Source organism: Ellagibacter sp., assembly GCF_048412355.1.
Classification (GTDB): Bacteria; Actinomycetota; Coriobacteriia; order Coriobacteriales; family Eggerthellaceae; genus Ellagibacter.
The window spans coordinates 62,004-87,444 of sequence record NZ_DBFSAP010000051.1; the positions used below are offsets into that span (position 1 = coordinate 62,004).

Sequence of the window (25,441 nt, forward strand, 5' to 3'; positions counted from 1 at the left end):
CGGTTCTTCCCGTCATCTCGCACAACGCAAGCCGATTGCCCGCAAAAAGCGCCCGACCGCTTTGAAGCCCTTGCGGGTATCGAAGCGATCGGGCGCTGTCTCCAAAACGTAGCAGCGGGTCGCGCGGGTCCTGCGCTAGGCGAGGCGCTTGCCGAGCTCGGCTGCGGCCGCGGCCTTGTCGAAGTTGCCGCCGGTCGCCTTCGTGAGCGCGCCCATCACCTTCCCCATCTCCTTCTTCGAGGTGGCACCGGTCTCGGTGAGCGTCTTCTCGATGAGCGCGATAAGCTCGTCGCCCGAAACCTGCTTGGGAAGATACGACTCGAGAATTTCCACCTGCGCGGCGAGAAGGTCGGTGCGCTCCTGGTTGTTCCCCGCCTTGATGGAGCCCTCGAGCGTCTCCTTCGTCTGCTTGATCACGCGCTTGAGCATGGCGTCGACGTCGGCGTCCATGATCTCGCGGCGCTCGTTCACCTCGATGTTCTTCACTTCGCCGTGCACCTGGCGCAGGATGGACACGCGCGGTTTGTCGTGCGCCTTCAACGCGGCCTTCACTTCGTCTTGCAGCTCCTGGTATTTCATGATTCCCTCTTTTCTGCTGCGCAATCGATTCAGCCTTTCCATCGTACACAATTTGGCTGGCCCATGCGGCCTTCTGCAAAAAGGCGACAAATGCCATCGATGCCGTGAGCAGGTTCGATGGCAACATCACCCCTTGGCGGCGCCGGGCTTTCCCCTTCGCTTTACGAAAAGTTTGCCGACACTTGTTATCATGGGGAAAGCGCTCGCATCGCGGGCGCGCTCGAGAAAGGCTTTCCTTATGAACGGAACCCCTCAAAGCAAGCTCGATCCTCGGGTGAAGAACGTGTGGCGGGTAAACGACGTCATCTGGATCGTGCTCGGCTACCTCTGCTGCGCTGCCCCCTTCGCCATTTGCGCCGCCATCGAACCGGCGCCTTGGGCGTTCGTCCTTGTCGCCGTGCTCTCGGCCATTGCTGCGGTGCTGCTCGTGGTGTTCCTCGTTGTGCTGCCGCCTATCCGCTATGCTCGCTGGCGCTATGAGCTTCACGATGACTACCTCGACATCGCCAAGGGGATCATCTGGCACAAACGCTACATCATCCCCTTCATCCGCGTCCAGAACACTGACACGCGCCAGGGGCCTATTCTGCGCGCCTTCGGGCTCTCGAGCGTCACCGTCGCCACGGCCGCTGGCGAGCACGTGATCCCCGGGCTTGCGAACGACGTCGCCGACCAGGTGCGTGACCGCGCGGCCGAGCTTGCCCGGATCGCGCGCGAGGACATGTGATGGACGGGGTCCAAAACCGCGAGAACCGCGAGAGGCGCGGGATGCGCGAGAATCGCGAGAGGCACGCGGTCCATTCCAGCTACATCTGGCTTGGCGGTCTTCAGGGTGCCGCTGCGGTGTTCGCGGCGCTTCTCGTCGGCGTGCTTCCCCAGATCATCCCCGAGTTATTCAACCCCGACAGCCTCGGGCAGTTCGTGAACGGCGGGCTTGCGGCTATTATCATCGTCCTGCTTTTCCTGGGCACGGTCATCGTCTCGCTCGCCGCGAGCCTCATCTACCGCCTCGTGTCCTACAAGCATATCTGGTACGAGTTCGGCGACGAGGAATTCAGCTTCTATTCGGGCATCTTCAACAAAAAGCGCGTGCATGTGCCCTACCGGCGCATCCAGTCGGTCGACCAGACAGCCTCGCTTCTCCAGCGCGTGTTCGGCGTGTGCACGGTGCAGATCGACACGGCGGGCGGTGCGTCGAACAAGGCCGTGTCGGTGCCGTTTTTGCGCAAGGCCGACGCGGAGGCGCTGCGGGCCGACCTGTTCGCCCGCAAGTCGGCGGCCGTCGGGGCGCCCTTTCGGGAAGCCGACGCTCCGAGCAGCTTCGGCAACGTGCTCGATGCGCCTGCTGAGGTGTGGGACGACGTGCGCGGCGTATTCGCCGGGAGCGAGGTCGACACGGGGCGCATCTCCTTCCAGTACGGCATAACCAACAGCGAGCTCATTCTCACCGGGCTTTCGAACAGCACGACGCTGGTTCTCGTCGTCGTCGGCATCATCGGCGTGTTCTCGCAGGTCGCCGACTTCGTCTCGCAAATGGCGGGCGAGGCTGGCGGAGCCGTTGCAGAAGTGCTCGCCGACGCGGGCCTCGTGCTTTTCGGCAACAGCCTCATCGCCCTTATCGCTGTCGGGTTCATCGCGTTATCCCTGTTCGTGTGGGTGATGTCGGCGCTCGGCACCTGCATCTCCTTCGGAGGCTTCAAGGCGCGCCGTCGCGGCGACCGCATCGAGGTCGAGCGCGGCCTTCTCCAACACAGGTTCCACGGCGTGTCGGTCGATCGCGTGCAGTCGGTTATCGTGAAGCAGACTTTCGTCAGGCGCATCTTCGGCTTCTGCGAGCTGTCGCTCGGGAAGGTGGACGCGTCGAGCGGGTCGGGTGGCATGGAGGACTCCCTTTCCGAGGGCGCGCTTATCGTGCATCCCTTCGTGAAGGTCGACCGCGTGCCCGAGATCGTCGCGGGTCTCGTTCCCGAGTTCGCCGACATGCCGACCGAGCGTCGCCGTGTTCCTAAGGTGGCCCTTCGCCGTGCGCTGGTCAGACGTACGATCGTCCAGGGATGGGGGCTTTGGTGCGCTGTGGCGCTTGCGCTTCTTCACGTGGGCGTGATATTCGGCGTGAGCGCTTATGGCGACGGCTTCATGTCGGCGGGGGAGCTCTTCTGGTTCGACCGGATCGCGCTTGTGGGCTACGTCGCGTGCGCGGTTGCTGAGGTGCTCGCCGCCGTGAGTGCGGTTTTCTGGGCCTGCTCGTCGTGGTTCTCGTTCAACAGGCGCTTTATGCAGGTGGAAAACGGCGGCCTCGGCACAGTCTCGGTTTGCTTGCCTCGAGAGAAGATCCAGTTCGGCTTCTCGAAGTCGAACCCCCTCCAGCGCCGTGCGAAGGTGGCGACCATCACCGCGCGGACAGCTGCGGGTTTGCAGGGCACCTCGACCAGGTTGATCGACGCATGTGAAGAAGATGCCGCCGCATGGCTGGCGTGGCTTGTCCCTGGAGGAAATGTGATAGAGTGATACGCATGGACACACATGCGACATCCGATTCGAAAGGCGGCCGAAGTTCGGCGTCTGACCCTTCGGCGCCTGGGCCTGCCGCCCGCAAAGACGCCCCTCTGCCCGCTGCGTCGTCTTCGCGTGCGCAAGAGCATCCTCCCACGCCTCGGGCGTGGACTCCTTCTCAGTTCAAGCCGCGCACCCTCTCTGAGGCGCGCGAACATAGAAACGAGCCCGCCAACACGTCTGCGAACGCCGATCGCGCACGCCGCAACGTTCGTGAGTACACGCTCGGCGAGGAGATTGCCAACTCCGTGACGCACGGCATCGGCGCGCTTCTTTCCATTGCGGCGATTCCCATTCTCGTGGTGATCGCGGTGCGCGCTGGCGGCGGCGTGAAGCTGGCGGCTGCGCTCGTCTACACCATCACCATGCTGGTGGAATACCTCATGTCGACGCTGTACCACGCTATCGCGGTAGACCGCGCCAAGCGTGTGTTCAAGGTGCTCGACCACAGCGGGATCTACCTGTTCATCGCGGGAACGTATACGCCGTTTTGCCTGGTCACGCTTGGAAACGACGGGGGAATCTACCTGGCTGTGTTCGTGTGGGTCGTAGCGCTTGCGGGCATTGCCTGCGAGGCGTTCTGGGTATTTCGCCCGCGCTGGATCTCGGCGTTGCTCTACCTTCTTCTGGGGTGGTGCGTCGTTGCGTATCTGCCGGCTCTCGTGGCGAACCTTCCCATGGAGGGTCTTGCGCTCCTGGTTGCGGGCGGCCTGGTCTATACGGTCGGCTGCGTATTCTACGTGTTGAAGAAGATTCCCTACATGCATTCGGTGTTCCACGTGATGGTCGTTGCGGCGAGCGTGCTGCAGTTTCTGGCCGTGGCGCTGTATGTGATGTAGCGGCGAGGTGAGCGTCCGCACCTGCGCGGGCGCAGCGGATGGATTTTCGGGGTTGACGTCCCCTAAGAGTGCGAGGAGTGGATGATTACGATGAGCGACGAGGAGCAGAAGGGCCTGACCGGCTTCTTCTCACGTTTCGGATCGGCGAAGAAGCAAACGGTCTCCGAGGAGGAAATCAAAGACATCGTCGCTGACAACGATGAGCTCGCCGACGATGAGAAGCGCATGATTCACGACATCATCGACCTGGGCGACATGTCGGTGCATGAAATCATGCAACCGCGCGTCGACATGATCATGGTCGAGGACACCGAGACGGTGCGCACGGCGGTCGAGCGCATGCACGGCACGGGCTACTCGCGCCTCCCCATCTTCCACGAGGACGCCGACCACATCATCGGCATCGTGCATTACAAAAACCTCGTCGGGCCGCTCATCGACGGCCGCGAGGACGACCTTGCCGCGAAGTACGCCTTCGAGCCCCTGTTCGTCCCCGAGACCAAGGACATCTTCCCGCTGCTCAAGGAAATGCAAACGAATCGGCAACAGATGGCCATCGTGGTGGACGAATACGGTGGGACCGATGGTTTAATTACCGTTGAGGACATCATCGAGGAAATCGTAGGCGAAATCGTCGACGAGTACGACATGGAGGGCAAGGAAATCACCAAGCTCTCCGACGGCGTTTGGCGCGTTGACGGGCGCTTCCCGGTCGAGGATGCGGCGGCTCTCGGCTGGCCGGTCTCCGAGTCGGAGGACTACGAGACCATCGCCGGTTGGCTGATCGACACACTCGATTTCGTGCCGGAGATGGGCGATGAGTTCACGCTGGGCGGCTATTCGTTCAAGATCGAGCGCATGCGCCGCTCGCGCATTTCCACCATTCGCGTGGAGCGTCTGGCCGGCGAGGCCGACGTCGCCGAAGAGGGGGAAGGCCAGTAGGAAAAGACGCACTAGGACGAAAGGGACGACACCGTGGTCGGAAGGAAGCTCATGCGAGATGCGAACGCGCGGCTCGGAGGCGTGTGCGCGGGCGTTGCGCGTTACTTCGGCATCGACCCGATCGTCGTGCGCATCCTCGTCGTCGCGGGCACGTTGCTCACGGGCGGCCTTCTCGCCGTGGCCTATGTGGCGCTCATCTTTGTCTTGCCGAAATCGTCGGTTTCCGGGGACGTGTTCGACGTTCGTCCCGAGTCGGCGTCCTCCGAGAAATTCGGGCCCATCGATTGCGCCGCGCCGTCTTCCGAAGGCGAGCGGCAAACCTATGTGGGGGTCGGCCATTTGCCCCCGAAGCCGCCGCGCTCGTTCCGATAAGTGTGAATTTCGTTCTCGTTCAATCCAAAAATGAGAATAACAATTACCTGGTGCGATTATATTTCCGCTGCTCAATATCGAACAAACCGTGGAGCGTCCTCCATAAGATTTTGCGTTGAAACCCCCGCATAAGGTAAAATCTTGCCTTGCAAACAACAGCATAAGTTCTTCTCTTGGCAGCAATCCCACCCACAATTCAATACGCTGTCACCGCTTCGGCGGTTAGGTCTCGTGCTGTTCGAGAAAGGTTGACACTGCGTGGTAACACGTCGAAATAATATGAAGAAGACGGGCTTGGTTGCGAAAATCGCCGCGATCGGGTGCGCCTCCGTCGTGGCGGTCGGCTGCTTCGGCTACGGCCTTGCCGCGGCAGGCGGCTCGTCGTCTCCGTTCGGTGGCACGGCCTCTTCGGCGCCTGCTGCCGAAGTGCTTGTCTCCAACGTGTCCGACGCATCGGTCGGCAGCGTCTTGTCGCAGCCCGCATCGCGCGACATCACCCAAGGTGTTCAGGCCGTCGAGGCCGAGAAGGAAGCCGAGCGCATCGCCGCCGAGCAAGCTGCCCTCGCCGAGGAGCAGGCTCGCATCCAGGCTGCCGAGCAGGCGCTCGCCAAGGCGCGCACCACTGATGCCTCTTTCGCGATGTCCCAGCTCACCGAAGTGGATTGGAGCTGCGGCAAGGACGCCTTCATCTCCGAGTGGGCGAATCGCATCAACAACTACCTCGCGGGTTCCCCGCTTGCCGGCCAAGGGGAGACCTTCGCCACCGCTGCATGGGAAAACGGCGTCGACCCTCGCTGGTCGCCGGCTATTTCCAACACCGAGTCCACCAAGGGTGCGAACTGCTTTCTGCCGCACAACGCGTGGGGCTGGGGCTCTACCGGTTGGAGCTCGTGGGAAGAAGCCATCAACGCCCATGTCGCAGGCCTTGCGAAGGGGTATGGCTACACCATCAGCTACTCGAACGCCCAGAAGTACTGTCCGCCGAACTACGACAACTGGTTCCGTGACACGCTTCGGGAAATGTCGAAAATCTAACGTAAGGTTGAAGGCCGGGCGCGAGTCCGGCCTTTTCTTTTCCGCATGCGCTATGCTAAGCACCTAAACGGCGTCGCGGCGAAAGGCGATTTATGAGCAATGTCATTGTGGTAGGGTGCGGGCGCGTGGGCTCGCAGCTCGCCAACATGCTTTCCGACAACGGGAGCAACGTCTGCGTGATCGACAGGAGCGCCGACGCATTCGCGAACCTCGGCCGCAACTTCAACGGCTCCACGCTGCAGGGCGTCGGCTTCGACGAGGACACCCTCGTGAAGGCGGGTGTGGACGACTGCGATGTCGTCGCGGCCGTCACGCAGCTCGACAACACGAACCTCATGGTCGCGGAGGTTGCAAGCCGCCTGTTCGGCGTTCCCCACGTGATCGCGCGCCTGTACAACCCCGATCACGAGCGCGCCTACATGCAGCTTGGCATCGACTACGTGTGCGGCACATCGCTGGTCGCCGAGGACGTGTTCTCGAAGGTGGTATCGGGCCACGGTGCGCATATCGATACCTTCGGGGAATTCGAGGTGCTGCGATTCTCCCTCGACCTGAGCTCTCGCGAGGGGAAGCGCACGATTCGAGTGGGCGAGCTCGAGCGCGATCATGACATCCGCATCATCGCCTTTGAGCGCGGTGATGGGTCGGCGAGTTCCATTCCCAACAAGGAAAGCGTTCTCTACCAGGGGGATTCGGTGCTCGCGTGCGTGCGCCATGAGCTTATCCCCATGTTCAGCAAATACATCCAGGAGTAGGGGGCTCGTCTGTCCGCATCGCACACCGTGCCTTGCGGGCGCCGCGCCTCTTCCGTGAAAGGGCATTCATGTATGTAGTGATCAACGGCGGCGGAAAGATCGGCGCCTATCTTGCGAACGTGCTTCTGAAGAGCGGCAACGAGGTCGCTGTCATCGAACAGAACCGACGCACCGCCGACCGTTTGTCGGTAGAGCTCACGGGTCGCTACCTCATCATCCACGGCGACGGCTGCGACTCGAAGTTCCAAGAGGACGCGGGCATCCGCCACGCCGACGTGTTCGTCGCCACGACCGGCCAGGACGACAGCAACCTCGTGTCGTGCGAGATCGCGCAGCGCGTGTTCAGCGTGCCTCGATGCATCGCGCGCGTGAACAGCCCGAAGAACATGCGCATCTTCCACGAGGTCGGCATCGAGAGCGTCTCTTCCACCACGCTCATCGCGAACATGATCGAAGAGGAAGCGCTTATGGGCTCGGTGAGCGTCGTGTCCTCGCTCACGCACGGCAACGTTGCGCTTTCCGAGGTCACGGTGCCGCGCATGCGCTACCACTCGAACGCCGACGGCGTGCTCGCGCGCGACATCCCCATGCCCGACGGTAGCCTGATCGTCGCCGTTGACACCGCCGACGACGTCGAGGTGGTGCGCCATGACACCGTGCTGCACCCTGGGGACAAGGCGGTCGTCGTCGCCGACACCGAAGCGCTCGACCGCGTACGCGCTTTGTTCAAGGGGCTTTAACCAGCGCGCGCGGGCGTATAGTATGCTAGCGACAAGCAAAACGGGAACGATCGACACGGGAAAGGCGAGCAAGCGCAATGATCAACCGCTACACGCGTCCTGAGATGGGCGCCATCTGGGAGCTTCAAAACAAGTTCTCCATCTGGAAGGAAATCGAGATTCTGGCGTGCGAGGCGCAGGCTGAGCTGGGGAAAGCCGGCATCACGAAAGAAGAGGCGAAGTGGATTCGCGACCACGCCGACTTCACCGTTGAGCGCATCGACGAGATCGAGAAGGTCACCAACCACGACGTCATCGCCTTCACCACCAACATGGCCGAGTACATCGATGCCGACGTGCCGGAGGGCGAGGAGAAGCCCTCGCGCTGGGTGCACTACGGCATGACCAGCAGCGACTTGGGAGACACGGCGCTTTCCTACCAGATCACCCAGGCAATCGACATCATCTTGGCCGACGTGAAGCAGCTTGGCGAGACGTGCAAGCGCCGCGCCTTCGAGTTCCAGAACACGCTGTGCGTGGGCCGCACTCACGGCATCCATGCCGAGCCGATGACCTTCGGCATGAAGTTCGGCAGCTGGGCATGGGCTCTGAAGCGCGCTCAGACGCGTCTCGAGCAGGCACGCGAGGTTGCTGCGACGGGCGCCATCTCGGGCGCGGTGGGCACGTATTCTTCTATCGACCCCTTCGTCGAGCAGTACGTGTGCGAGAAACTGGGACTTACGCCTGACCCGCTTTCGACCCAGGTGCTCGCGCGCGACCGCCATGCGCAGGTGATGTGCGCGCTCGCGTGCGCCGCGGCGACGCTCGAGTCGATCGCGATGCAGGTGCGCCTGCTTCAGCAGTCCGACGTGATCGAGGCGGAGGAGCCGTTCAAGAAAGGCCAGAAGGGCTCGTCGGCGATGCCCCACAAGCGCAACCCCATCACTGCCGAGCGCGTTTGCGGCCTCGCCCGCGTGGTGAAGGCGAACGCCCAGGTGGCGCTTGACAATGTAGCGCTTTGGTACGAGCGCGATATTTCCCACTCCGGCACCGAGCGCGTCGCGCTGGCCGACTCCTTCACGGCGCTCGATTACATGTTCGGCAAGATGCAGTGGATCTTGGACGGCCTGCAGACCTACCCCGACAAGATGGAGCACAACCTGTGGCGCACCCGCGGGCTTATCTTCTCCTCGAAGGTGCTGCTCGCGCTTGTGCAGACGGGCATCACGCGCGAAGAGGCGTACGTTATCGTGCAGCGCAACGCCATGAAGGTGTGGGAGGATATCCAGAACGCCGTCGAGGGACCGACGTATCGCGAGCGCCTGGAGGCCGACCCCGAGGCGAAGCTTACGAAGGAAACGCTCGACGAGATCTTCGATCCGTGGGATTTCCTCACGCGCAAAGACGAGGTCTTCAAGCGCCTCGAGAGCCTGGAGTTCTAGCGACTCGCGGGTTGGGATTCTGGCAGCTTGAGTTTCGGCTCGGGAATCGCCTTGCGGCGGGTTTTCTTCGTCGTCTGCTTTTCGAGGCCCTGAAGCCCGCTCGGGTTTCAGGGCCTTTTCTTGCGCTTAATGCCTGCGATATGGCGTTTTCTAGCTGATGATCTCCACGCCGGGAATCTCGATCGCGCGGGTCTCTTTGAGAATCTCCTCGTTGCCAGCGACGGCCATGGACCCGTCGCGTCTGATGAAGAGGGCGGCGGCGTCGGTCTGCTCGCGGATGAACGCCGCAGCTCGGTCGCATCCCATGATAATAAGCGCTGTTGACAGGCCGTCTCCCTCTATCGACATGCGCGAAAGAACCGTTGCGCTCGCGAGGTCGCTTTCGCAGGGGCGTCCCGTTTTCGGGTCGATGATGTGGTGGTGGACCGCCCCGGTCGCCTCATCGAGAAAGCAGCGCTCGTAGATTCCACTTGTCACCACGGACAGATCGGAGCAGGTGAGAACGCACGCTGGCTTCTCGGGCCTTCTTCCCAAATCGCGAAGCGCGCGCTTGTCGATGCCGTGCGGCGATCGCGCGATTGCCTCGTTCTCGATTCGCTTTCTCTCCTGGTCGCGATGGAAGTCGGGCGAGCGCACCCCGATGTTCCACGGCCTGTCGTGAGGGGAGCGCCCCATGGTCACAACGTTCCCGCCAAGGCTTATGAACGCGTCGCGCACGCCCTGGTCAACCAGCAAATCGCGCACGCGATCGGCGATGTAGCCCTTCGCGATGCCCCCAAGCGTTATCTCGGCTTCGGGGTCGGTGACGATGACGGTGTCCTCGGTCGCATCGACTCGCTGCCATCCCGCATGGCGAAGCGCTCGGGCGACGCCGCTTTCCGAGGGAACGTGCGCTGTGTGAAAGTTCCAAAGGCGGGCGAGCGGCGCGAGCGTGATATCGAAAAGACCGCCCGACTTCGAGCAGTACCGAAGCGCCTCGCGAACGAGCGCCGCCGTCTCCCGATCGACTTTCGTGCGCCTGCCCTTCGCGTGGTTCACGGCCCAGATATCGCTTCCGGGCAACGTGTGGCTGAGGAGCCGTTCGTATCGCGCACAGAGAGAAACAACCTGGTCGAGATTGTGTTCGGTTGCGCGCGCTTTCACGAAGCACTCGGTGTCGAATGCGTGGAACCATCGTTCGCGCCACTGGGTTTCCTCGGGGTGGGGCGCGTCTGTCGAAGAAGGTTGGAGCGCCCACGCCGAGGAAGGGGAAGGCACGTCCATCGAGGAAGGGCGGGGTGCGCGGTGGCTTTCGCTCGAGTCGGTATTCGAGCTGCTTGCGTAATCGTTCACAGGTGTTCCTTGCAATGGGGAGTGAGATTTATCAAAAAATGTTATACATGGCTTACCTATATAAGTCAACTATGGTAAACTCACGCGTCGACAGGGGTGACAAATAGTGATTGTCCCGAAATGAGCCCACAGAAAGGCTGGGAAACATATGGAAAAACAAAAGGCGCAGACGATTAAACCGTGGGAAGCCGCGGCGCGAGCCGGTGTCGCAACGGTGCTCGCGGCGGGTATGGCGGGCACGCCCGTGGTGGCGCTCGCCGACGGGGAAGCGCAAGACGATGGCGGAATTCAGCCGCTGAGCACAAACGACGGATATTATTACATCGACGACAGCTCTTACGGGCTGTCGTATTATCTCGGTCAGGCCGCGTCGAACGGGTACACAAAAGTCCACGTCGGAACCAGCTTTTCGGATTCTGGGACGGTTACCATCCCCTCGTCGCTCACCGAGATCGCCGGCTATTCCGAGGGCTTTTTCAGCCAGGGGCCTAAGACGGTCAGCATCGGGTATGTGGGCGCTCTCTCCTTCGTTATCCCCTCAGGTAGCGACGTTTCGATTGACCGCGTGAACTTCTACGCGAAGTCCGATGATGGCGGCGCGACGGTTACCGTCGATGCGGGCGCGAAGGTGAAGTTCTCCAACTGCGCGTTCTCCAAAACACCCGTGGTGAACGGCGAGGCAATCTTCGAGGACTGCACGTTTGCTACGGGCAAGATCGAGAACAACGGCACGGCAACCTACACCGGGTCGACCCAAGAGCCCGAAAACATCAGCAAACCTGCCGACACGTACCAGTCGCTTTCGCTCGCTTTCGCGGGCGGCAAGGCGTTCTCCCCTGCGGTCGAGGGAAGCTCGGTCGACCAGAAGCTCGCGTTTAGCGTGGCGGGAACGAAGGCGGCGGACGCAAAGTTCTCGGCTGCCGTCGTCGACGCCGAAGGCAAAGACGTGGCGGGCCTTTCCGCGACGGTCGAAGGCGGCCAGGTGTCGCTTTCGGGCACGGCCCCCGTGGCGGGCACCTATCAGGTGAAGCTCACCGCCGAGGCGACGAAGGACGACGGCTCGACCGATTCCGTTGCTGAAATGCTCTCATTCGAGGTCCAGCAGCAGATCCAGGTCCGCCTTTCCGGCAAGCTGCAATGCTTCGTCGTCGATGGCGCGAGCATGATGGGCCTCGACCACGATGGCATCGCTCTCGCGTCGGCTGGCGGCGGTGCGAGTGGTGGCAGCAGCTCGTCTGAGAACAACCGGCTCGATGTCGAGGTGAAGGAAGGCGAAGGCGAGTGGACGGCCTGGAACGACTGGGCGAAGAACGACAGTGAGCGCCAGGACAAGGTCAGCGTCTCCATTTCCCCTGAAGGCAGCGGCATGGCAGCGAAGGTGACGATGGGCTCGGTCTTCATCACGGGTACCCCCGCAAAATCAGGCACCTATCAGGTCGTTGCCACGGTGACCTCCGGTGCCCGCACGGAGCAGAGCAACGCGGTCGAGATGCGCATCTACGACAACGACAAGACGCTCGCCGAGCGCATCGCCGACCTTCCCGAGGGGACGGCATCGTGGGACATGGAGCCCTACACCATCGCCGAGACAGGCAACGCGACCGTCCCCACCACGCTGACCGACATCTACGGCTCGCACGAGTCCGGCACGTACGGCACCATCGGCAAGGGCGAGAACGGGAACTTCGGCACCGAAACGCTCACCATCCCTGCCGGCGCCGATGTCACGCTGCACAACATGAAGGTGCTCTCCAGCGTGAAGGTCGTCGTTGAGAAGGGCGCGAAACTCACTCTTGACGATTCCGTGGCGTACGGAACGGTCGAAGTGAACGGCGGCACGGTTTCCGCGAAGAACTCCTCGTCGTTTGTGGGCCAGATCGTGCTCAATGACGGTTCAACGCTCAAGGACGCCACGATCGTCTCGCACGCTAACTTCCTCTCCGATGGAAACTACCAGGTCAAGGCTCCCGAGGCGCCTGTCGTGGTAAACGGGAACGTCACGTTCGAGGGCGCGAACTCTATCACCGGTTGCAACATCACGTCGGGCAGCGATGCCCAGTCAGCCCTCGTGGTTGGCAAGGGCGCGACGGTGACTATCCCAGCAGGCTCGTCGCTTGTCGCCAAGGGCGGCTCGGTCGACACGACCGGCGGCAACGGCGGCGCGGGCGTGAAGCTCGACGGAGGCTCCATCGTTGGCGAGGGCTCGCTGACTGCCACGGGCGGATCGGTCGGCCTGGGGCTTGGCAATGGCGGTGCGGGCATCGGCGGCCAGGGCAAGGTCGGCGTTGCGACTGTCGTGGCCACGGGCGGCAACATTCCCGCGGCGGGCGAGGGCTCGATAGGCGACCCTTCCAAGCACAAGGCGGGCGATGGCGTGGCCGCCGACGTTGCGGTGTCCCAGAAGTCGGACATCACCGTCGCAGGCGGCCAGGGCGCGACTCCCGGCAGCTCGGAGGTCGCGAAAACCTACGACCCCGATGCAGAAGGCTCCGACCCTGCTCCCTCGATTGAGAAGCGCTTCAGCGACGTTGACCCGAATGCGTGGTATGCGTCCGGCGTGAAGAAAGTCGCTGATGCAGGCCTTATGCGTGGATACAGCGAGGTGTCGCTGTTCGGCGTTGGCGCCTCGCTCACGCGCTCCGAGCTCGCGATGGTGCTCTGGCGCTATTCCGACCCGACAGCCGAGGGCTCCTATGATGCAAGCGCTGCCAAAAACGAGACCTCGCTTCCCGACGTTCGCGACGGCGTGTGGTACACGGGCGCGGTGAACTGGGCGGTTGCGAACGGCGTCATGAACGGCTATGCCGACGAGACGGGCGCGCGCACGGCGTTCGGGCCGGATGACGCGGTAACGATGGAGCAGCTCCTTCAGATTCTCGCCAACCTGAAGGGGGCATCCAATGCCGATGAAGCGGCGCTTTCGTCCCTCATCGATGCCGAGAGCATTTCACCTTGGGCGAGATCCGCTGCGGCATGGGCGATTCAACAGGGCGTGGTCAGCGGGTACGAGCTGCCCGACGGCACGCATCAGCTCGTCCCAGGCGAGCACATCGCGCGCGAACGCGTTGCCGTGGTGCTCTCGAATGCGCTCGAGAAGGGCATTCTGTAGGAACCTACTGTAAGAAGAGCGTGCGCGGCTGGAGGGCTGCTAAGCCGGTTCCCAGACGCGCACGCAGCAGTACTGCTGCGATTCGCCCTGAAGCGTGGTGTTGTCGATGTTCGAGTACGTGACGACGCGCTTGACCGAGCCGGTCGACGCCAGGTAGTCGCCGAAGCTCGGCGCGCCCGACTTCACCTCCAGCATGAAATACTGCTTGCTCTCGGGGCTGAACCCGCACACGTTGTACGAGTCCTTCGCGATGATCCACCCACCGCACCATGCGGGCGGGGCGGTGGGGGTCACGCCATGACGGAACCACGGAACCAGGCTGTACGAGGCGTTGCCCTGCGCGTCGGTGTCGGGCTGCACGGTGCTTGCGGGAATGTATGTTCCCAGGTTGGCGATGCCTTCGCCGAAATTGTAGATTGCTTCGAACGAGAACATGAACCCCGTGTCGCCGTAACCCGCCTCGAGTGGCTTCATCGAAGAGGGAAGCACGAGGGAGTCGACCACGCTCGCGGATTGCGCGTCGATGCGCGTGAGCTGGTAGCGCGACGAGGATGCCGCGGCGCGCGGGGTGATGACGACGGAGTCGCCCGTCGCATAGGGCGGTGTGCACATACGGCCTTTCGAGGTGTAGGCCTCCTCGGTGTCGCTCGAGCCGAAACGTGCTCTCATCAGGCGTGACGCTTCCTTGCTCGCCGATCCGTCCTTCTTGGGGAGAACCTGCCAGAAGGCGTATCCGCTCGATACGGCGAGCGTCGGGGTCTCCCAATCGGCGCCGCCCTCTTCGGCCAGCGCCGCCGTCCCGAGTTCCCCATTCGAAAGCGCTGCGCTGTAGATGCGCCAGGTGCCGTCGAGGATGTTTGCCTCGGTCCACACGACGCCGGTCGCGCACGCGCGCACATCGTAGATCTCGAAACCTTCTTCTTGGCCTTTCGCCTGGGAAATCGCCGTGGTCTGGTTGCCCGACGAAAGGGAGAGCAACACCACCTTCGTAAGCGGCTTCGAGCCGTCGGTGGGCACGAGGCACGCCGCGACGGAATCGTCGCTTGCCCAGACGAGCGTTCCGTAGGGGAGCTCGTAGGTTCCTGAAAGCCCGAGCGCGGTGCTTGAATCCTCGATTTCGGTGAAGTCGCCCGGCGTCGCGGCGGAGCACGACGTGACGGCGTCCTTAGAGACGGTCAGCGTGTTGAAGGTGGGCTCGTTCGCCTTCGAGGCGGCGTTCACTCCCACGCCGATGCCCCCGCCGACAACGGCAAGGGCTCCGATGCCGATCGCGCCGTAAAGGAAGTGCCGTCGGGTGAGGAGGACCTGCCCACCGCCTGGGGCGGGAACCTTGATGCCCTGCTCTGAGCGCCCTTCGGCGACGCGGACCGTCGGCGCGTGCGTTGCATGCGCCGCACGCGGACGATAGCTCGCAGAAGTGCCCCGCCGCGTGCTTTGGCGAGGGCTTCTTTGCGCGTGCGCGCTGTTTTTTCCTGGAGTGGGTCTTTTCGTTGGCATGGTGGTAATTGTGTCATTTCGCCTACGCCTCGCGCGAGAATACGCCCAATTGCTACAATAAACCCAAAGACGAATCTGACGGTCCGCCGTGGGCTTTAAGCCTTGCGCGCTCCGCCGGCCTCGTGCATGGACCATGCGCGCAGGAAAATCCCATGTTAGGAGACGTCAATGAACAACGAAACCCGACGCATTCTTCTTGTAGAAGACGAAAAGGCGATCCGCGATGCGGTCGCTGCTTATCTCGAGCGCGAAAACTACTGGGTAACCGCCGTGGGCGACGGCCAGGAGGCGCTTGAGGAATTCCAGAAGCATCATTTCGACCTGGTCGTTCTCGACCTCATGCTCCCGCGCGTTCCCGGCGAGCGTGTCTGCCGCGCCATCCGCGACAACTCCGATGTGCCCATCATCATGCTCACCGCGAAGGGCGAGGTGGAAGACCGCATCATCGGGCTTGAGCTGGGCGCCGACGATTACCTGGTGAAGCCCTTCAGCCCTCGCGAGCTTGTTGCGCGCGTGCGCGCCCTGCTCCGCCGCGTGCACGCCGACTCCGAACCGCAGCGCGAAGTGCTCGAGTTCGGCGACCTCACGATCGACGTTTCCGGTCACAAGGTTCTCGTGAAGGGCGAGGAAGTTGACCTCACGGCCTCCGAGTTCAAGCTGCTCACCACGCTTTCCCGTTATCCGGGCCGCGTGTACTCTCGCATGGAGCTGGTGGAAAAGGTGCTCGGTTACGACTTCGAGGGCTACGAGCGCACCATCGACTCGCACGTGAAGAACCTGCGCGCGAAGATCGGCGACAATCCGCGCAACCCGAAATGGCTGCACACTGTCCACGGCGTGGGGTATCGCTTCGAGGACCCCACGAAATCCGGCAAATAGCCTGCGGGTGACCCGTGAGCGAAACGAACCGAGTACATAACGGCTCGGCGTCCGAAGAGACGTCGAGCCCCTCTGCGAATGCGGGCGGCGGGGCTGCCCGCATTCGCGTCATGCCCGACTCTTCCGAGGAGCGGGCTTCAACGGGCGAGCCCCATCAGGGAAAGCTCGCGCGAAAGGAGCGCCGCCGCAAGTTCGGCTGGACGAGCCTTTCCTACACCGCGCGCGTCACCTTGGCGTTCGCGCTCATCGCCGCGATGACCGGTCTTGTCGCCATCGGCGTCATCTCGTTTGTGTGGGAGCAGCATTTCCAAACCTACACCGCGTCCAACATGGAGACCCTCGCGGAGACGACCGCCAGCCGCATCGAGGAGCGCATGGAGGCCGACAGCTCGCTCACCATCAAGAGCTCTGCGGCACTCATGCCCGTCGAGGCCGCGCTCGAGGTTACGCCGGGCATCGCCATCAAGGTCGTCGACGAGAACGACGTCACCGTCTTCGATTCCTCGAACCGCATCAACGGCATCCCGAACGCCACGAGCTCCTTCGAGCCGAAGGACGCCTCGAAGGTCGCGCTCGCCAAGATTGTGGTCGACGACAAGGTCGTCGGCTCCGTACGCATCTGGGTCTACGGGTCGGATACGCTTATGCGCGGCCCCGACCAGGAGTTCCGCGAGAATTCCTACCAGGCTATGCTCTTCGCGTCGCTCGTGGCCATCGTGCTTGCGTCGTGCATCGGCTTTTTGTTCGCGCGCAATCTGGTGGCTCCCATCAACCGCATGACGAAGACGGCCCGCGCCATCAAGGAAGGCGACCTCTCGGCGCGCACCGATCTTCACGGCGAGGACGAGATCGCCCGTCTGGGAGAGACCTTCGACGAGATGGCGGAGTCGGTCGAGAAGGACCGCGAGCTGGAGCGCCGTCTCACAACCGACGTCGCCCACGAGTTGCGCACGCCGCTTATGGCCATCCAGTCCACCGTCGAGGCGATGGTCGACGGCGTGTTTGAGGCCGATGCCGAGCGTCTCGAGACCGTGAACTCCGAGGTGCAGCGCTTAAGTCGCCTGGTTGACGCGCTCTTGAAGCTCTCCCGCCTGGAAAACCGCGCCACCCCCATGAAAGAGGAAGTGGTCGATGTGGGCGAGCTCATCCAGAGCATCGTCTCCACGCACGAGGCGTTCGTTGCCGACTCGGGGCTCACGTTCGAGTACCGCGCCGAGAAAGGCGTGCTCGTCGTGGGCGATCCCGACATGATTCGCCAGGCCACAGCCAACCTCATCTCGAACGCGGTGCGCTACACCCCCGAAGGCGGGCATGTGTCGGTCACCGTGTCGAAGGGCGACATCATGGCCTCGATCGCCGTGCGCGATACCGGCATCGGGCTTTCCCCCGAGGAGGCGAAGATGGTCTTCTCGCGCTTCTGGAGGGCGGACGCCGGGCGTAACCGCGCGAGCGGCGGCTTAGGTATCGGGCTTGCGGTCGTGAAGGAAATCGTCGACCGCCATGGCGGATGGGTGCAGGTCGAGGGCGAGAAGGGCAAGGGCGCCTGCTTCACGCTCCATTTCCCCCTCTACGACGAGCAGCGCACGCGCACCAACGACAAGCGCGAGCAGCAAAGGCAGCGCCAGCAGCAAAAGCAGCAGCACCGCCAGCAGTTGCTCTCGGGCGCCCGCCAGCAACGCTCGGCCGAAGGAAAATCCGCTTCCAATCGCAAAAAGTAAGGCAGTGCGCGATAATGGGTCGCGACTCATTATCGCTTGTCGGCGCACGGGGCACTTGCTCGTACGCCGCATATTCGCAACGAGGTTTTGAAAGGACCTGAAATCATGAGCGTGATCGACATCGAACCCGATGCGCAAGGCAAAGTTCGCGACCTCTACGATCTAGGCGACCGTCTTTTGGTCGTCGCCTCCGACCGCATCTCCGCGTTTGACTATATTCTTGAGGACGAGATTCCCCATAAGGGCCAGGTGCTCACGCAGCTCTCGTGCTTCTGGTTCAAGCTGCTCGACGGCGTGATCGAGAACCATCTCATCTCCACCGACGTCGCCGACCTGCCGGAGCGCTTCAAGCCCTATGCCGACAAGTTGGAGGGGCGGTTCATGTTGGTCAAGAAGGCCGACATGTATCCCATCGAGTGCATCGTGCGCGGGTATCTCGCGGGCAGCGGCCTTAAGGAGTACCAGGCGCAGGGCACGGTCTGCGGCATCGAGCTGCCCGGTGGCCTTGTGAACTCCTCCAAGCTCGAGACGCCCATCTTCACGCCTTCCACCAAGGCCGAAATCGGCGACCATGACGAGAACATCAGCTTCGAGCGCTGCGCCGAGATCATCGGCGACGAGGCGGCGGCCGAGCTGCGCGACGCGGCCATCAAGGTGTACACCGCCGCGCGCGACCACGCGGCCGACCACGGCATCATCATCGCCGACACCAAGTTCGAGTTCGGCCGCGTCGACGGCCGCCTCATCTTGGCCGACGAGGTGCTCACTCCCGACTCCTCGCGCTTCTGGCCCGGCGACGAGTACGAGCCCGGCAAAAGCCAGTCGAGCTTCGACAAGCAGTACGTCCGCGATTGGCTTACCGCCCATTGGGACAAGGAGTCCGGCACCAAGCCGCCCCGCCTTCCCGAGGACGTCATCAAGCGCACGAGCGAGAAGTACATCGAGGCCTACGAGAAGATCACGGGTGAGAAGTTCCCGTTCGCATAGGGAGCCTCCCCGGTCCGTGCCGACAGGCGGGCATTCCCGGCCGAGCGCGCCGCCCTAAAGGGCCTTCCCGCTTTTGAAGTAAGTGTCCACGAGAAAGAACCATTGCATGTCACAACGTAACTACATGAACGACCGCTACCAGGACGAGGGCCCTAAGGGTACGACGCGCAAGAGCGCGGCCTCGGCGAAGCCGAAGTCGAAAGCTGCCGCCTCGGTGCATATCCAGTCCTCGACGAAGACCCCTCAGGAGAGAAAGGCGGAGCAGAAGGCTCGCCGCAAGGCCGAGCGCGCCAAGCAAAACGAGCTCGACCGCAAGTACTACAATCCGCCCACAGCGGAATACAAGCGCCTGCGCCGCCTTTGGTGGGTCGTCCTGATTGCCGCGGTGCTTATGGTCGCGCTGTCGTGGTTCGCCCGATCGTGGGAGCCTGCGTGGATCAGCTACGTCACGCTCGGCTCGTCCTACGTGCTCATCATCTTTGCGTTCTACCTTGACTTCTCGAAGATTCGCAAGTGCCGCCGCAAGTACCAGATGGAAATGGAATCCCAGAACACCAAGGAAAGCCGCCGCGCCGAGAAGGCGAAGCGCGCAGCCGAGCGCGAGGCGGAAAAGCAGAAGGAAGATGCCGCTGCGGAGGTTGCCGAGGAGCAGATCAAGCCCAAGCGCGGCCTGTTCAGCCGCAAGAAGGTCGACGCCGTCGATGCCGCGAAGCCGGCCGATGCCGCTTCTGCTGCAAAGCCTGCCGACAAGTAATCGCCTGCCACCCTGGAAAGGATCATCATGGTTTCGCGCGTATACGTGGAGAAGAAGCCCGGCTTCGATGTCGAAGCGCAACAGCTGCTCGCCGAGCTGCACACCGCCGTTCCCGAGGGACTTGCGAAGACGGCTCGCCTGCGCCTAATCAACTGCTACGACGTCGAGGGCATCGACGAAGAGCTTTTCGAGCGCTGCATCCCCACGGTGTTCTCTGAGCCGCAGGTCGACGATGCCTCGCGTGAGTTTCCCGTTACGGGCGTCGAGTTCTCGGGCAAGACTGCCAAGCAGCTCGCCGCGGAGGGGGCGGACATTTCCGGAATCGCCGCAGCTCCCGCCAACGTGCACGTGTTCGCCGTCGAAGCGCTGCCCGGCCAGTTCGACCAGCGCGCCGACTCCGCGTCGCAGTGCATCCAGTTCATCAGCCAGGGCGAGCGCCCCGACGTCGCCTTCACGCAGGTCTACGTCATCGAGGGCGAGTGCACCGACGATGCGCTCGCTGCGGTGAAGCACTACGTCATCAACCCGGTCGAGACGCGCGAGGCGTGCCTCGTTGCGCGCGAAACGCTCCAGATCGCTCACCCGACGCCCAAGCCCGTCGAGGTCATCGAGGGTTTCCTCGATTTGGACGAGGCGGGTCTTTCCCAGTTCATCGAGGAGCGCGGTCTGGCGATGGACCTTGCCGACATCGCGTTTTGCCAGCAGTATTTCGCGGGCGAGAAGCGCTGCCCGACCATCACCGAGATCAAGATGATCGATACCTACTGGTCGGACCATTGCCGCCATACCACGTTCGGCACCGAGCTCACCAACGTTGTGATCGACGACGAGCAGGTGCGCGAGACCTATGAGCGCTACCTTAAGCTGCGCCATGAGCTTGGCCGCGACGAGAAGCCCATCTGCCTTATGGACATGGGCACCATCGGCGCGAAGTGGCTGAAATCCCAAGGCATCCTGACCGGCCTCGACGAGTCCGAGGAAATCAACGCCTGCACGGTGAAGTGTACGGTCGACGTCGACGGGAAGGACGAGGACTGGCTCTACCTCTTCAAGAACGAGACGCACAACCATCCCACCGAGATCGAGCCGTTCGGCGGCGCGGCAACGTGCTTGGGGGGCGCTATCCGCGACCCGCTTTCGGGGCGCAGCTACGTGTACCAGGCGATGCGTGTAACCGGTGCGGGTGACCCCACGGTCCCCGTGTCGGAAACGCTTGAGGGCAAGCTTCCGCAACGCAAGCTCGTGACGACGGCCGCTGCCGGCTACTCCTCCTACGGCAACCAGATCGGCCTGGCCACAGGCTCTGTCCACGAGCTGTATCATCCGGGCTATGTCGCCAAGCGCATGGAGATCGGTGCCGTCGTCGCGGCGACCCCGGCCGATCACGTGCGTCGCGAGAAGCCCGAGCCGGGCGACGTCATCGTCCTTTTGGGCGGACGCACCGGCCGCGATGGCATCGGCGGCGCGACTGGATCGTCGAAGGCGCACAACCTCGAGAGCCTCGAGCATTGCGGTGCCGAGGTGCAGAAGGGCAACGCCCCTGTCGAGCGCAAGCTTCAAAGGCTGTTCCGCCGCGGCGAGGCCTGCCGTCTCATCAAGCGCTGTAACGACTTCGGTGCGGGCGGCGTGTCGGTTGCCTTGGGCGAGATCGCTGACGGCCTGCGTATCAACCTCAACAAGGTTCCGAAGAAATACGACGGACTTGATGGCACTGAGCTCGCCATCTCGGAGAGCCAGGAGCGCATGGCTTGCGCCATTGCCGCCGCCGATGTGGAAGAATTTCTCGGATACGCCAAGGAGGAGAACCTCGAGGCCACGGTGATCGCCGAGGTCGTCGCCGAGCCGCGCGTGCGCATCTTCTGGAACGACGAGGCCATCGTCGACGTGAGCCGCGAGTTTTTGGCATCGAACGGTGCCCCGAAGCATCAGGACGTTCATATCGAGGCAGGCAGCTCCTATGAGCGCACCTGGGCGGGCGACACGTTCGCCGAGCGCATGGAATCGCTCGTGAGCGACTTGAACGTCTGCTCCAACAAGGGTCTCTCCGAGCGCTTCGATTCCACGATCGGCGCGGCTACCGTGCTCATGCCGTTCGGTGGAAAATACCAGCTCACGCCCGCGCTCGCCATGGTGGCGAAGCTGCCGGTCGACGGCGAGACCACGACGTGCTCCGGCATGGCGTGGGGCTTCAACCCCTATCTCACCGAGAAGAATCAGTTCGTCGGCTCCTATATCGCCGTCGTCGAGAGCGTTTCGCGCCTGGTGGCCACGGGCTTCAAGCGCGAGGACATGTACCTTACGTTCCAGGAATACTTCGAGCGCCTGCGCAACGAGCCTGCTCGCTGGGGCAAGCCCGCGGCTGCCGTTCTCGGTGCGCTTCAGGCGCAGCTCGATCTGGGGCTGGGCTCGATCGGTGGAAAAGACTCCATGTCGGGCTCGTTCGAGGACCTCGATGTTCCCCCGACGCTCGTGTCCTTCGCCACTGCGGTCGGCAAGGTCGATCGCGTGACGAGTCCTGAGTTCAAGGGCGCTGGCCACAGGGTCGCGCTCATCGCTCCGCGCTGCTACGACGCCGATGATGTGGCGCCCGCTGCCGAGGACGAGCTTGCGGCGATTGCCGCGGTTGAGGGCCTTATCGGCGAAGGAGCAGCCCTTGCCGTGTCGACGCCCGGTTACGGTTGCGCGGCGGAGTCGCTGTTCAAGATGTGCGTCGGCAACGGGATCGGTGTGGCGCTCGAAGACGCTGACGTCGATGCGCTCTTCACCCCCGCATACGGCAGCTTCATCATCGAGCTGGCCGACGACGCGGTGCTTCCCGAGGCGACCGAGTGCCTCGACGTCGCCCTTCTCGGCACGACGACCGAGGACTACGTGCTCTCGGTTGCGGGCGAGGCGGTTGATTTGGCTCGCCTGCAGGATGTGTGGGAAGGCGCGATCGAGTCGGTGTTCCCGTATCGCAGCACCGCTGCCCAATCGGAATCCAGCGCCACCGACGTTGCGCCCATCACCTGCGACGACAAGTTGCCGCTCACGTATAGCGGTTCGATCGCGAAGCCGCGCGTCATCATCCCCGTGTTCCCGGGGACGAACTGCGAGTACGACACGGCGCACGCGTTCGAGCGTGCCGGCGCCCTGCCGACCACGCTCATCGTGAACAACCTTACGCCCGATGCGGTCGCCGAGAGCATCGTCGCCCTCGCTGCCGCCATCCGCGAAAGCCAGATCGTCATGATTCCAGGCGGCTTCTCCGGCGGCGATGAGCCTGACGGCTCGGCGAAGTTCATCACGGCGTTCTTCCGTGCTCCCGAGGTGACCGAGGCGGTGCGCGATCTTCTTCAGAACCGCGACGGCCTCATGCTCGGCATCTGCAATGGATTCCAGGCGCTCGTCAAGCTCGGCCTTGTGCCTTACGGCGACATCGTTCCCATGACCGATGAATGCCCGACGCTTACCTTCAACACGATCGGCCGCCATCAAAGCCGCCTCGTCCGCACGCGCGTGGCGTCGTCGCTTTCCCCGTGGCTTTCCGAGTGTAAGGTGGGGGACACTCACACCGTTGCTATCAGCCATGGTGAGGGCCGCTTTGTGGCAAGCCCCGAGCTGATCGAGAAGCTCATCGCGAACGGCCAGGTAGCGACGCAGTACGTCGATGCGGAGGGCAAGCCGTCGATGGACCTTTCGGTCAATCCCAACGGCAGCGTGCTGTCCATCGAGGGCATCACGAGTCCCGATGGTCGTGTGCTCGGCAAGATGGGCCACACCGAGCGTTCGGGCGCTGGGCTCTATCGCAACATCCCGGACTTCACGTATCAGCCGCTCATCGAAGGCGGTGTGGAGTACTTCAAGTAAGTGGCGGGCGGCGACCGATTCCGGCATGGTCGCCACTCCCCGATGGAATATGTTGAAGCGCGGGCAATCGGAGCCCGCGCTTCATTTACGTTACAATGCAAATCGCAATCAAGCTAAACGAAGGAAAAGGTGGGCGCAATGGCAATGCAGGCTGCTGAAGGCACGAGGGATTTTTTACCTGACGAGGCGGCGTTTTGGCTGCATTTTAAGGAGACGGCGTTCTCCGTTTTCGCCCGTTACGGGTATGTGCCCATCGAGACACCGATATTCGAGCAGACCGACCTGTTCGTCCGCGGCATTGGCGAAGCGACCGACGTTGTGTCCAAGGAGATGTTCACCGCCGTGTCGGGCGAGAACCTGAAACGCCTCATCGACGGCGGCACCATCAAGAGCAAAAGCCGCCTGTCGCTTCGTCCCGAAGGCACGGCCGGCGTCGTGCGCGCGGTGGCGCAGCATGACCTCGTTCCCCAGGGTGGCGCGCCCGCGAAATTGATGTATGCGGGACCCATGTTCCGCGCGGAGCGTCCGCAAAAGGGACGTCAGCGCCAGTTTAACCAGGTGGGCGTGGAGTGCCTGGGCGCCGAGGAGCCGACGATCGACGCTGAGGCCATCATCATGCTCATGCGCTTCTACGAGACAATCGGCATCCCGCGCGAATCGATGCGCCTGCTCATCAACTCGATGGGGTGCGAGAAGTGCCGTCCCGCCTATCGAGAGCTCGTCCGCTCCTATATGAACGAGCATGCTGATGAGCTGTGTGAGACGTGCATGACGCGCGCCGAAATCAACCCGCTGCGCGCGTTCGACTGCAAGAACGAGGGCTGCGCTCACGTAATGGAGAGCGCTCCGAAGATTTCGGACCATCTCTGCCCGGACTGCCGTGAGCATTACGAAGCGGTGAAGGCCTATCTTGATGCTGCCGGCGTCGCCTACGAGGAGGACTATAAGCTGGTGCGCGGCTTGGACTATTACACGCGCACCGTGTTCGAGGTTCAGGTGGACAACGGCATGGGAAGCCAGAACGCGATCGGCGGCGGCGGCCGCTACGACAAGCTCGTCGAGGAAGTTGGCGGACGCCCGACGCCGGGTCTTGGGTTCGCGCTTGGATATGAGCGTTGCGCGCTTGCGCTGCAGGCAGCAGGTGTTGAATTTCCCCGTGCCCAGCGGTGCGATCTGTTTGTCGCCTGCGTCGACGATTCGGTTCACACTGAGGCGTTTTCCCTTGTGCAGGCGTTCCGCGATGCGGGGCAGTCTGCCGATATGGACCATCAGAAGCGCAGCCTGAAAAGTCAGTTCAAGCTTGCCGACAAACTGAGCGCATCGATGGTCGCCATCCTTGGTCCCGATGAGCTCTCCGAGGGCAAGGTGAAGGTGCGCAATATGACGTCGCACGCGGAGCGTCTGGTCGACCTTGCTGCGATGAAGGCAATCCTTGCGAAGTTCTCCAGCGAGGGCGCCGTCCTCACGCCGGAGCAGATGGGCGAAGCGCTCACCGAGGTTGAGTAGAGCCAAGAGGGAAGAGAACTGTGGGGCGAATGCCGTAGGCGATTGTCTCATCCATTCAAGAGGCCGAGTGCTCGAGAAGCGCTCGGCCTCTTCTTATAGTAAGGGTGCCACTATGAAGCGGGAAATATCTCTGCGTGGCATAACGCTACTATATATAGTGATGCGTCGACCCCTTCGGCGGATTTCGCTTCGAATGATTCTGCCCGACAGTTGTTCGGAGTGCCCAGGGACCGGGCTCGCTTGGCTAGTCGGGCTCGGGAACATTTGGTCGGCCCCGTCCTCGCGCGTCGAGATGCCCCGCACCGCATCCGAACGCCCTTCCTGGGCTTATGGAGGGAATGTGTATGCGTCAGGAAAGGCGATAGAAGCGCGTCGTCCCAGGTCATATGGGGAAAACAGGCCCTTGAGGCGCCCCCTCCCGGGAAAAAGGCGAGAAAGCCCCTTGACCGCGGGAGGGGGTGCGCGTAATATATCTCCTTGCGCCGCGGACGGAAGGAAGCGGCGGGGCGGGGCGCTAGACGCCCCGGGAACCTTGAAAACCGGATACCGAGGAAAACGGATAGGAACGCGTGCG

General features: G+C 62.8%; 19 protein-coding genes. 16 read left to right on the forward strand and 3 right to left on the reverse strand.

Features of this window, described 5'->3' with window-relative positions; genetic code table 11:
* Positions 1-135: 135 nt before the first annotated feature.
* Positions 136-579, reverse strand: a complete 444-nt coding sequence (locus ACMRQN_RS08305) for a GatB/YqeY domain-containing protein (protein WP_418734591.1) — start codon at positions 577-579, stop codon at positions 136-138.
* 238 nt (positions 580-817) lie between these two features.
* On the opposite strand from ACMRQN_RS08305, the gene ACMRQN_RS08310 reads away from it, so the two are divergent.
* The 9 genes from ACMRQN_RS08310 (at position 818) to purB (ending at position 9,236) form a co-directional block, all read left to right on the forward strand.
* Positions 818-1,306 (forward strand): PH domain-containing protein, encoded by a 489-nt coding sequence (locus ACMRQN_RS08310; RefSeq protein ID WP_418734592.1) that lies wholly within the window; start codon positions 818-820, stop codon positions 1,304-1,306.
* The gene (locus tag ACMRQN_RS08315; protein WP_418734593.1) at positions 1,306-3,087 is read left to right on the forward strand and encodes a PH domain-containing protein; all 1,782 of its coding nucleotides are present in this window, start codon (positions 1,306-1,308) and stop codon (positions 3,085-3,087) included. Before ACMRQN_RS08310 ends, ACMRQN_RS08315 begins: the two co-directional genes overlap by 1 nt.
* Before the next feature lie 5 nt (positions 3,088-3,092).
* On the forward strand, positions 3,093-3,971 hold the full coding sequence (gene trhA, locus ACMRQN_RS08320) for a PAQR family membrane homeostasis protein TrhA (RefSeq protein WP_418734594.1): 879 nt from the start codon (positions 3,093-3,095) through the stop codon (positions 3,969-3,971).
* 81 nt (positions 3,972-4,052) lie between these two features.
* Positions 4,053-4,913 (forward strand): hemolysin family protein, encoded by an 861-nt coding sequence (locus ACMRQN_RS08325; RefSeq protein WP_418734595.1) that lies wholly within the window; start codon positions 4,053-4,055, stop codon positions 4,911-4,913.
* A 33-nt stretch (positions 4,914-4,946) separates the two neighbouring features.
* Positions 4,947-5,285, forward strand: coding sequence for a PspC domain-containing protein (locus ACMRQN_RS08330; RefSeq protein ID WP_418734596.1), 339 nt, complete (start codon positions 4,947-4,949; stop codon positions 5,283-5,285).
* A gap of 294 nt (positions 5,286-5,579) precedes the next feature.
* Positions 5,580-6,320, forward strand: coding sequence for a CMP-2-keto-3-deoxyoctulosonic acid synthetase (locus ACMRQN_RS08335; protein WP_418734597.1), 741 nt, complete (start codon positions 5,580-5,582; stop codon positions 6,318-6,320).
* A 92-nt stretch (positions 6,321-6,412) separates the two neighbouring features.
* Positions 6,413-7,075, forward strand: a complete 663-nt coding sequence (locus tag ACMRQN_RS08340; protein WP_158048818.1) for a potassium channel family protein — start codon at positions 6,413-6,415, stop codon at positions 7,073-7,075.
* Positions 7,076-7,143: 68 nt separating this feature from the next.
* On the forward strand, positions 7,144-7,815 hold the full coding sequence (locus ACMRQN_RS08345) for a potassium channel family protein (RefSeq protein ID WP_158048817.1): 672 nt from the start codon (positions 7,144-7,146) through the stop codon (positions 7,813-7,815).
* 77 nt (positions 7,816-7,892) lie between these two features.
* The gene (gene purB, locus ACMRQN_RS08350; RefSeq protein WP_276997354.1) at positions 7,893-9,236 is read left to right on the forward strand and encodes an adenylosuccinate lyase; all 1,344 of its coding nucleotides are present in this window, start codon (positions 7,893-7,895) and stop codon (positions 9,234-9,236) included.
* A gap of 150 nt (positions 9,237-9,386) precedes the next feature.
* Here the strand turns inward: purB and ACMRQN_RS08355 are convergent, their stop codons facing one another.
* Positions 9,387-10,568: an FAD:protein FMN transferase gene (locus ACMRQN_RS08355; protein WP_418734598.1), complete on the reverse strand. Its 1,182-nt coding sequence runs from the start codon at positions 10,566-10,568 to the stop codon at positions 9,387-9,389.
* A 148-nt stretch (positions 10,569-10,716) separates the two neighbouring features.
* On the opposite strand from ACMRQN_RS08355, the gene ACMRQN_RS08360 reads away from it, so the two are divergent.
* Positions 10,717-13,677, forward strand: a complete 2,961-nt coding sequence (locus ACMRQN_RS08360; RefSeq protein ID WP_418734599.1) for an S-layer homology domain-containing protein — start codon at positions 10,717-10,719, stop codon at positions 13,675-13,677.
* 39 nt (positions 13,678-13,716) lie between these two features.
* Here ACMRQN_RS08360 and ACMRQN_RS08365 read toward each other — a convergent pair whose 3' ends face one another.
* A complete protein-coding gene (locus ACMRQN_RS08365) occupies positions 13,717-15,174 on the reverse strand; it encodes a Tat pathway signal protein (protein WP_418734600.1) in 1,458 nt (485 codons plus the stop codon).
* 168 nt (positions 15,175-15,342) lie between these two features.
* Here ACMRQN_RS08365 and ACMRQN_RS08370 point away from each other — a divergent pair, with 168 nt between their 5' ends.
* The 6 genes from ACMRQN_RS08370 to hisS all read left to right on the forward strand — a co-directional run bounded on the left by ACMRQN_RS08370 (position 15,343) and on the right by hisS (position 24,867).
* On the forward strand, positions 15,343-16,053 hold the full coding sequence (locus tag ACMRQN_RS08370; protein ID WP_158048812.1) for a response regulator transcription factor: 711 nt from the start codon (positions 15,343-15,345) through the stop codon (positions 16,051-16,053).
* A gap of 110 nt (positions 16,054-16,163) precedes the next feature.
* Positions 16,164-17,771, forward strand: a complete 1,608-nt coding sequence (locus tag ACMRQN_RS08375; protein ID WP_418734605.1) for an ATP-binding protein — start codon at positions 16,164-16,166, stop codon at positions 17,769-17,771.
* 105 nt (positions 17,772-17,876) lie between these two features.
* Positions 17,877-18,758, forward strand: a complete 882-nt coding sequence (locus tag ACMRQN_RS08380; RefSeq protein WP_418734601.1) for a phosphoribosylaminoimidazolesuccinocarboxamide synthase — start codon at positions 17,877-17,879, stop codon at positions 18,756-18,758.
* A 106-nt stretch (positions 18,759-18,864) separates the two neighbouring features.
* On the forward strand, positions 18,865-19,512 hold the full coding sequence (locus ACMRQN_RS08385; protein WP_418734602.1) for a hypothetical protein: 648 nt from the start codon (positions 18,865-18,867) through the stop codon (positions 19,510-19,512).
* 27 nt (positions 19,513-19,539) lie between these two features.
* Positions 19,540-23,361: a phosphoribosylformylglycinamidine synthase gene (locus ACMRQN_RS08390; RefSeq protein WP_418734603.1), complete on the forward strand. Its 3,822-nt coding sequence runs from the start codon at positions 19,540-19,542 to the stop codon at positions 23,359-23,361.
* A 138-nt stretch (positions 23,362-23,499) separates the two neighbouring features.
* Positions 23,500-24,867 carry a histidine--tRNA ligase gene (gene hisS / locus ACMRQN_RS08395; RefSeq protein WP_418734604.1) on the forward strand — a complete coding sequence of 456 codons (1,368 nt, stop codon included), beginning with the start codon at positions 23,500-23,502 and terminating at the stop codon, positions 24,865-24,867.
* Positions 24,868-25,441: the final 574 nt, after the last annotated feature.

Bases quoted from the DNA above. Each gene is read 5' to 3' on its own strand.
- ACMRQN_RS08305 (WP_418734591.1), bottom strand. From the start codon at position 579: ATGAAATACCAGGAGCTGCAAGACGAAGTGAAGGCCGCGTTGAAGGCG.
- ACMRQN_RS08310 (WP_418734592.1), top strand. From the start codon at position 818: ATGAACGGAACCCCTCAAAGCAAGCTCGATCCTCGGGTGAAGAACGTG.
- ACMRQN_RS08315 (WP_418734593.1), top strand. From the start codon at position 1,306: ATGGACGGGGTCCAAAACCGCGAGAACCGCGAGAGGCGCGGGATGCGC.
- trhA (WP_418734594.1), top strand. From the start codon at position 3,093: ATGGACACACATGCGACATCCGATTCGAAAGGCGGCCGAAGTTCGGCG.
- ACMRQN_RS08325 (WP_418734595.1), top strand. From the start codon at position 4,053: ATGATTACGATGAGCGACGAGGAGCAGAAGGGCCTGACCGGCTTCTTC.
- ACMRQN_RS08340 (WP_158048818.1), top strand. From the start codon at position 6,413: ATGAGCAATGTCATTGTGGTAGGGTGCGGGCGCGTGGGCTCGCAGCTC.
- ACMRQN_RS08345 (WP_158048817.1), top strand. From the start codon at position 7,144: ATGTATGTAGTGATCAACGGCGGCGGAAAGATCGGCGCCTATCTTGCG.
- purB (WP_276997354.1), top strand. From the start codon at position 7,893: ATGATCAACCGCTACACGCGTCCTGAGATGGGCGCCATCTGGGAGCTT.
- ACMRQN_RS08360 (WP_418734599.1), top strand. From the start codon at position 10,717: ATGGAAAAACAAAAGGCGCAGACGATTAAACCGTGGGAAGCCGCGGCG.
- ACMRQN_RS08365 (WP_418734600.1), bottom strand. From the start codon at position 15,174: ATGCCAACGAAAAGACCCACTCCAGGAAAAAACAGCGCGCACGCGCAA.
- ACMRQN_RS08370 (WP_158048812.1), top strand. From the start codon at position 15,343: ATGAACAACGAAACCCGACGCATTCTTCTTGTAGAAGACGAAAAGGCG.
- ACMRQN_RS08375 (WP_418734605.1), top strand. From the start codon at position 16,164: ATGCCCGACTCTTCCGAGGAGCGGGCTTCAACGGGCGAGCCCCATCAG.
- ACMRQN_RS08380 (WP_418734601.1), top strand. From the start codon at position 17,877: ATGAGCGTGATCGACATCGAACCCGATGCGCAAGGCAAAGTTCGCGAC.
- ACMRQN_RS08385 (WP_418734602.1), top strand. From the start codon at position 18,865: ATGTCACAACGTAACTACATGAACGACCGCTACCAGGACGAGGGCCCT.
- ACMRQN_RS08390 (WP_418734603.1), top strand. From the start codon at position 19,540: ATGGTTTCGCGCGTATACGTGGAGAAGAAGCCCGGCTTCGATGTCGAA.
- hisS (WP_418734604.1), top strand. From the start codon at position 23,500: ATGGCAATGCAGGCTGCTGAAGGCACGAGGGATTTTTTACCTGACGAG.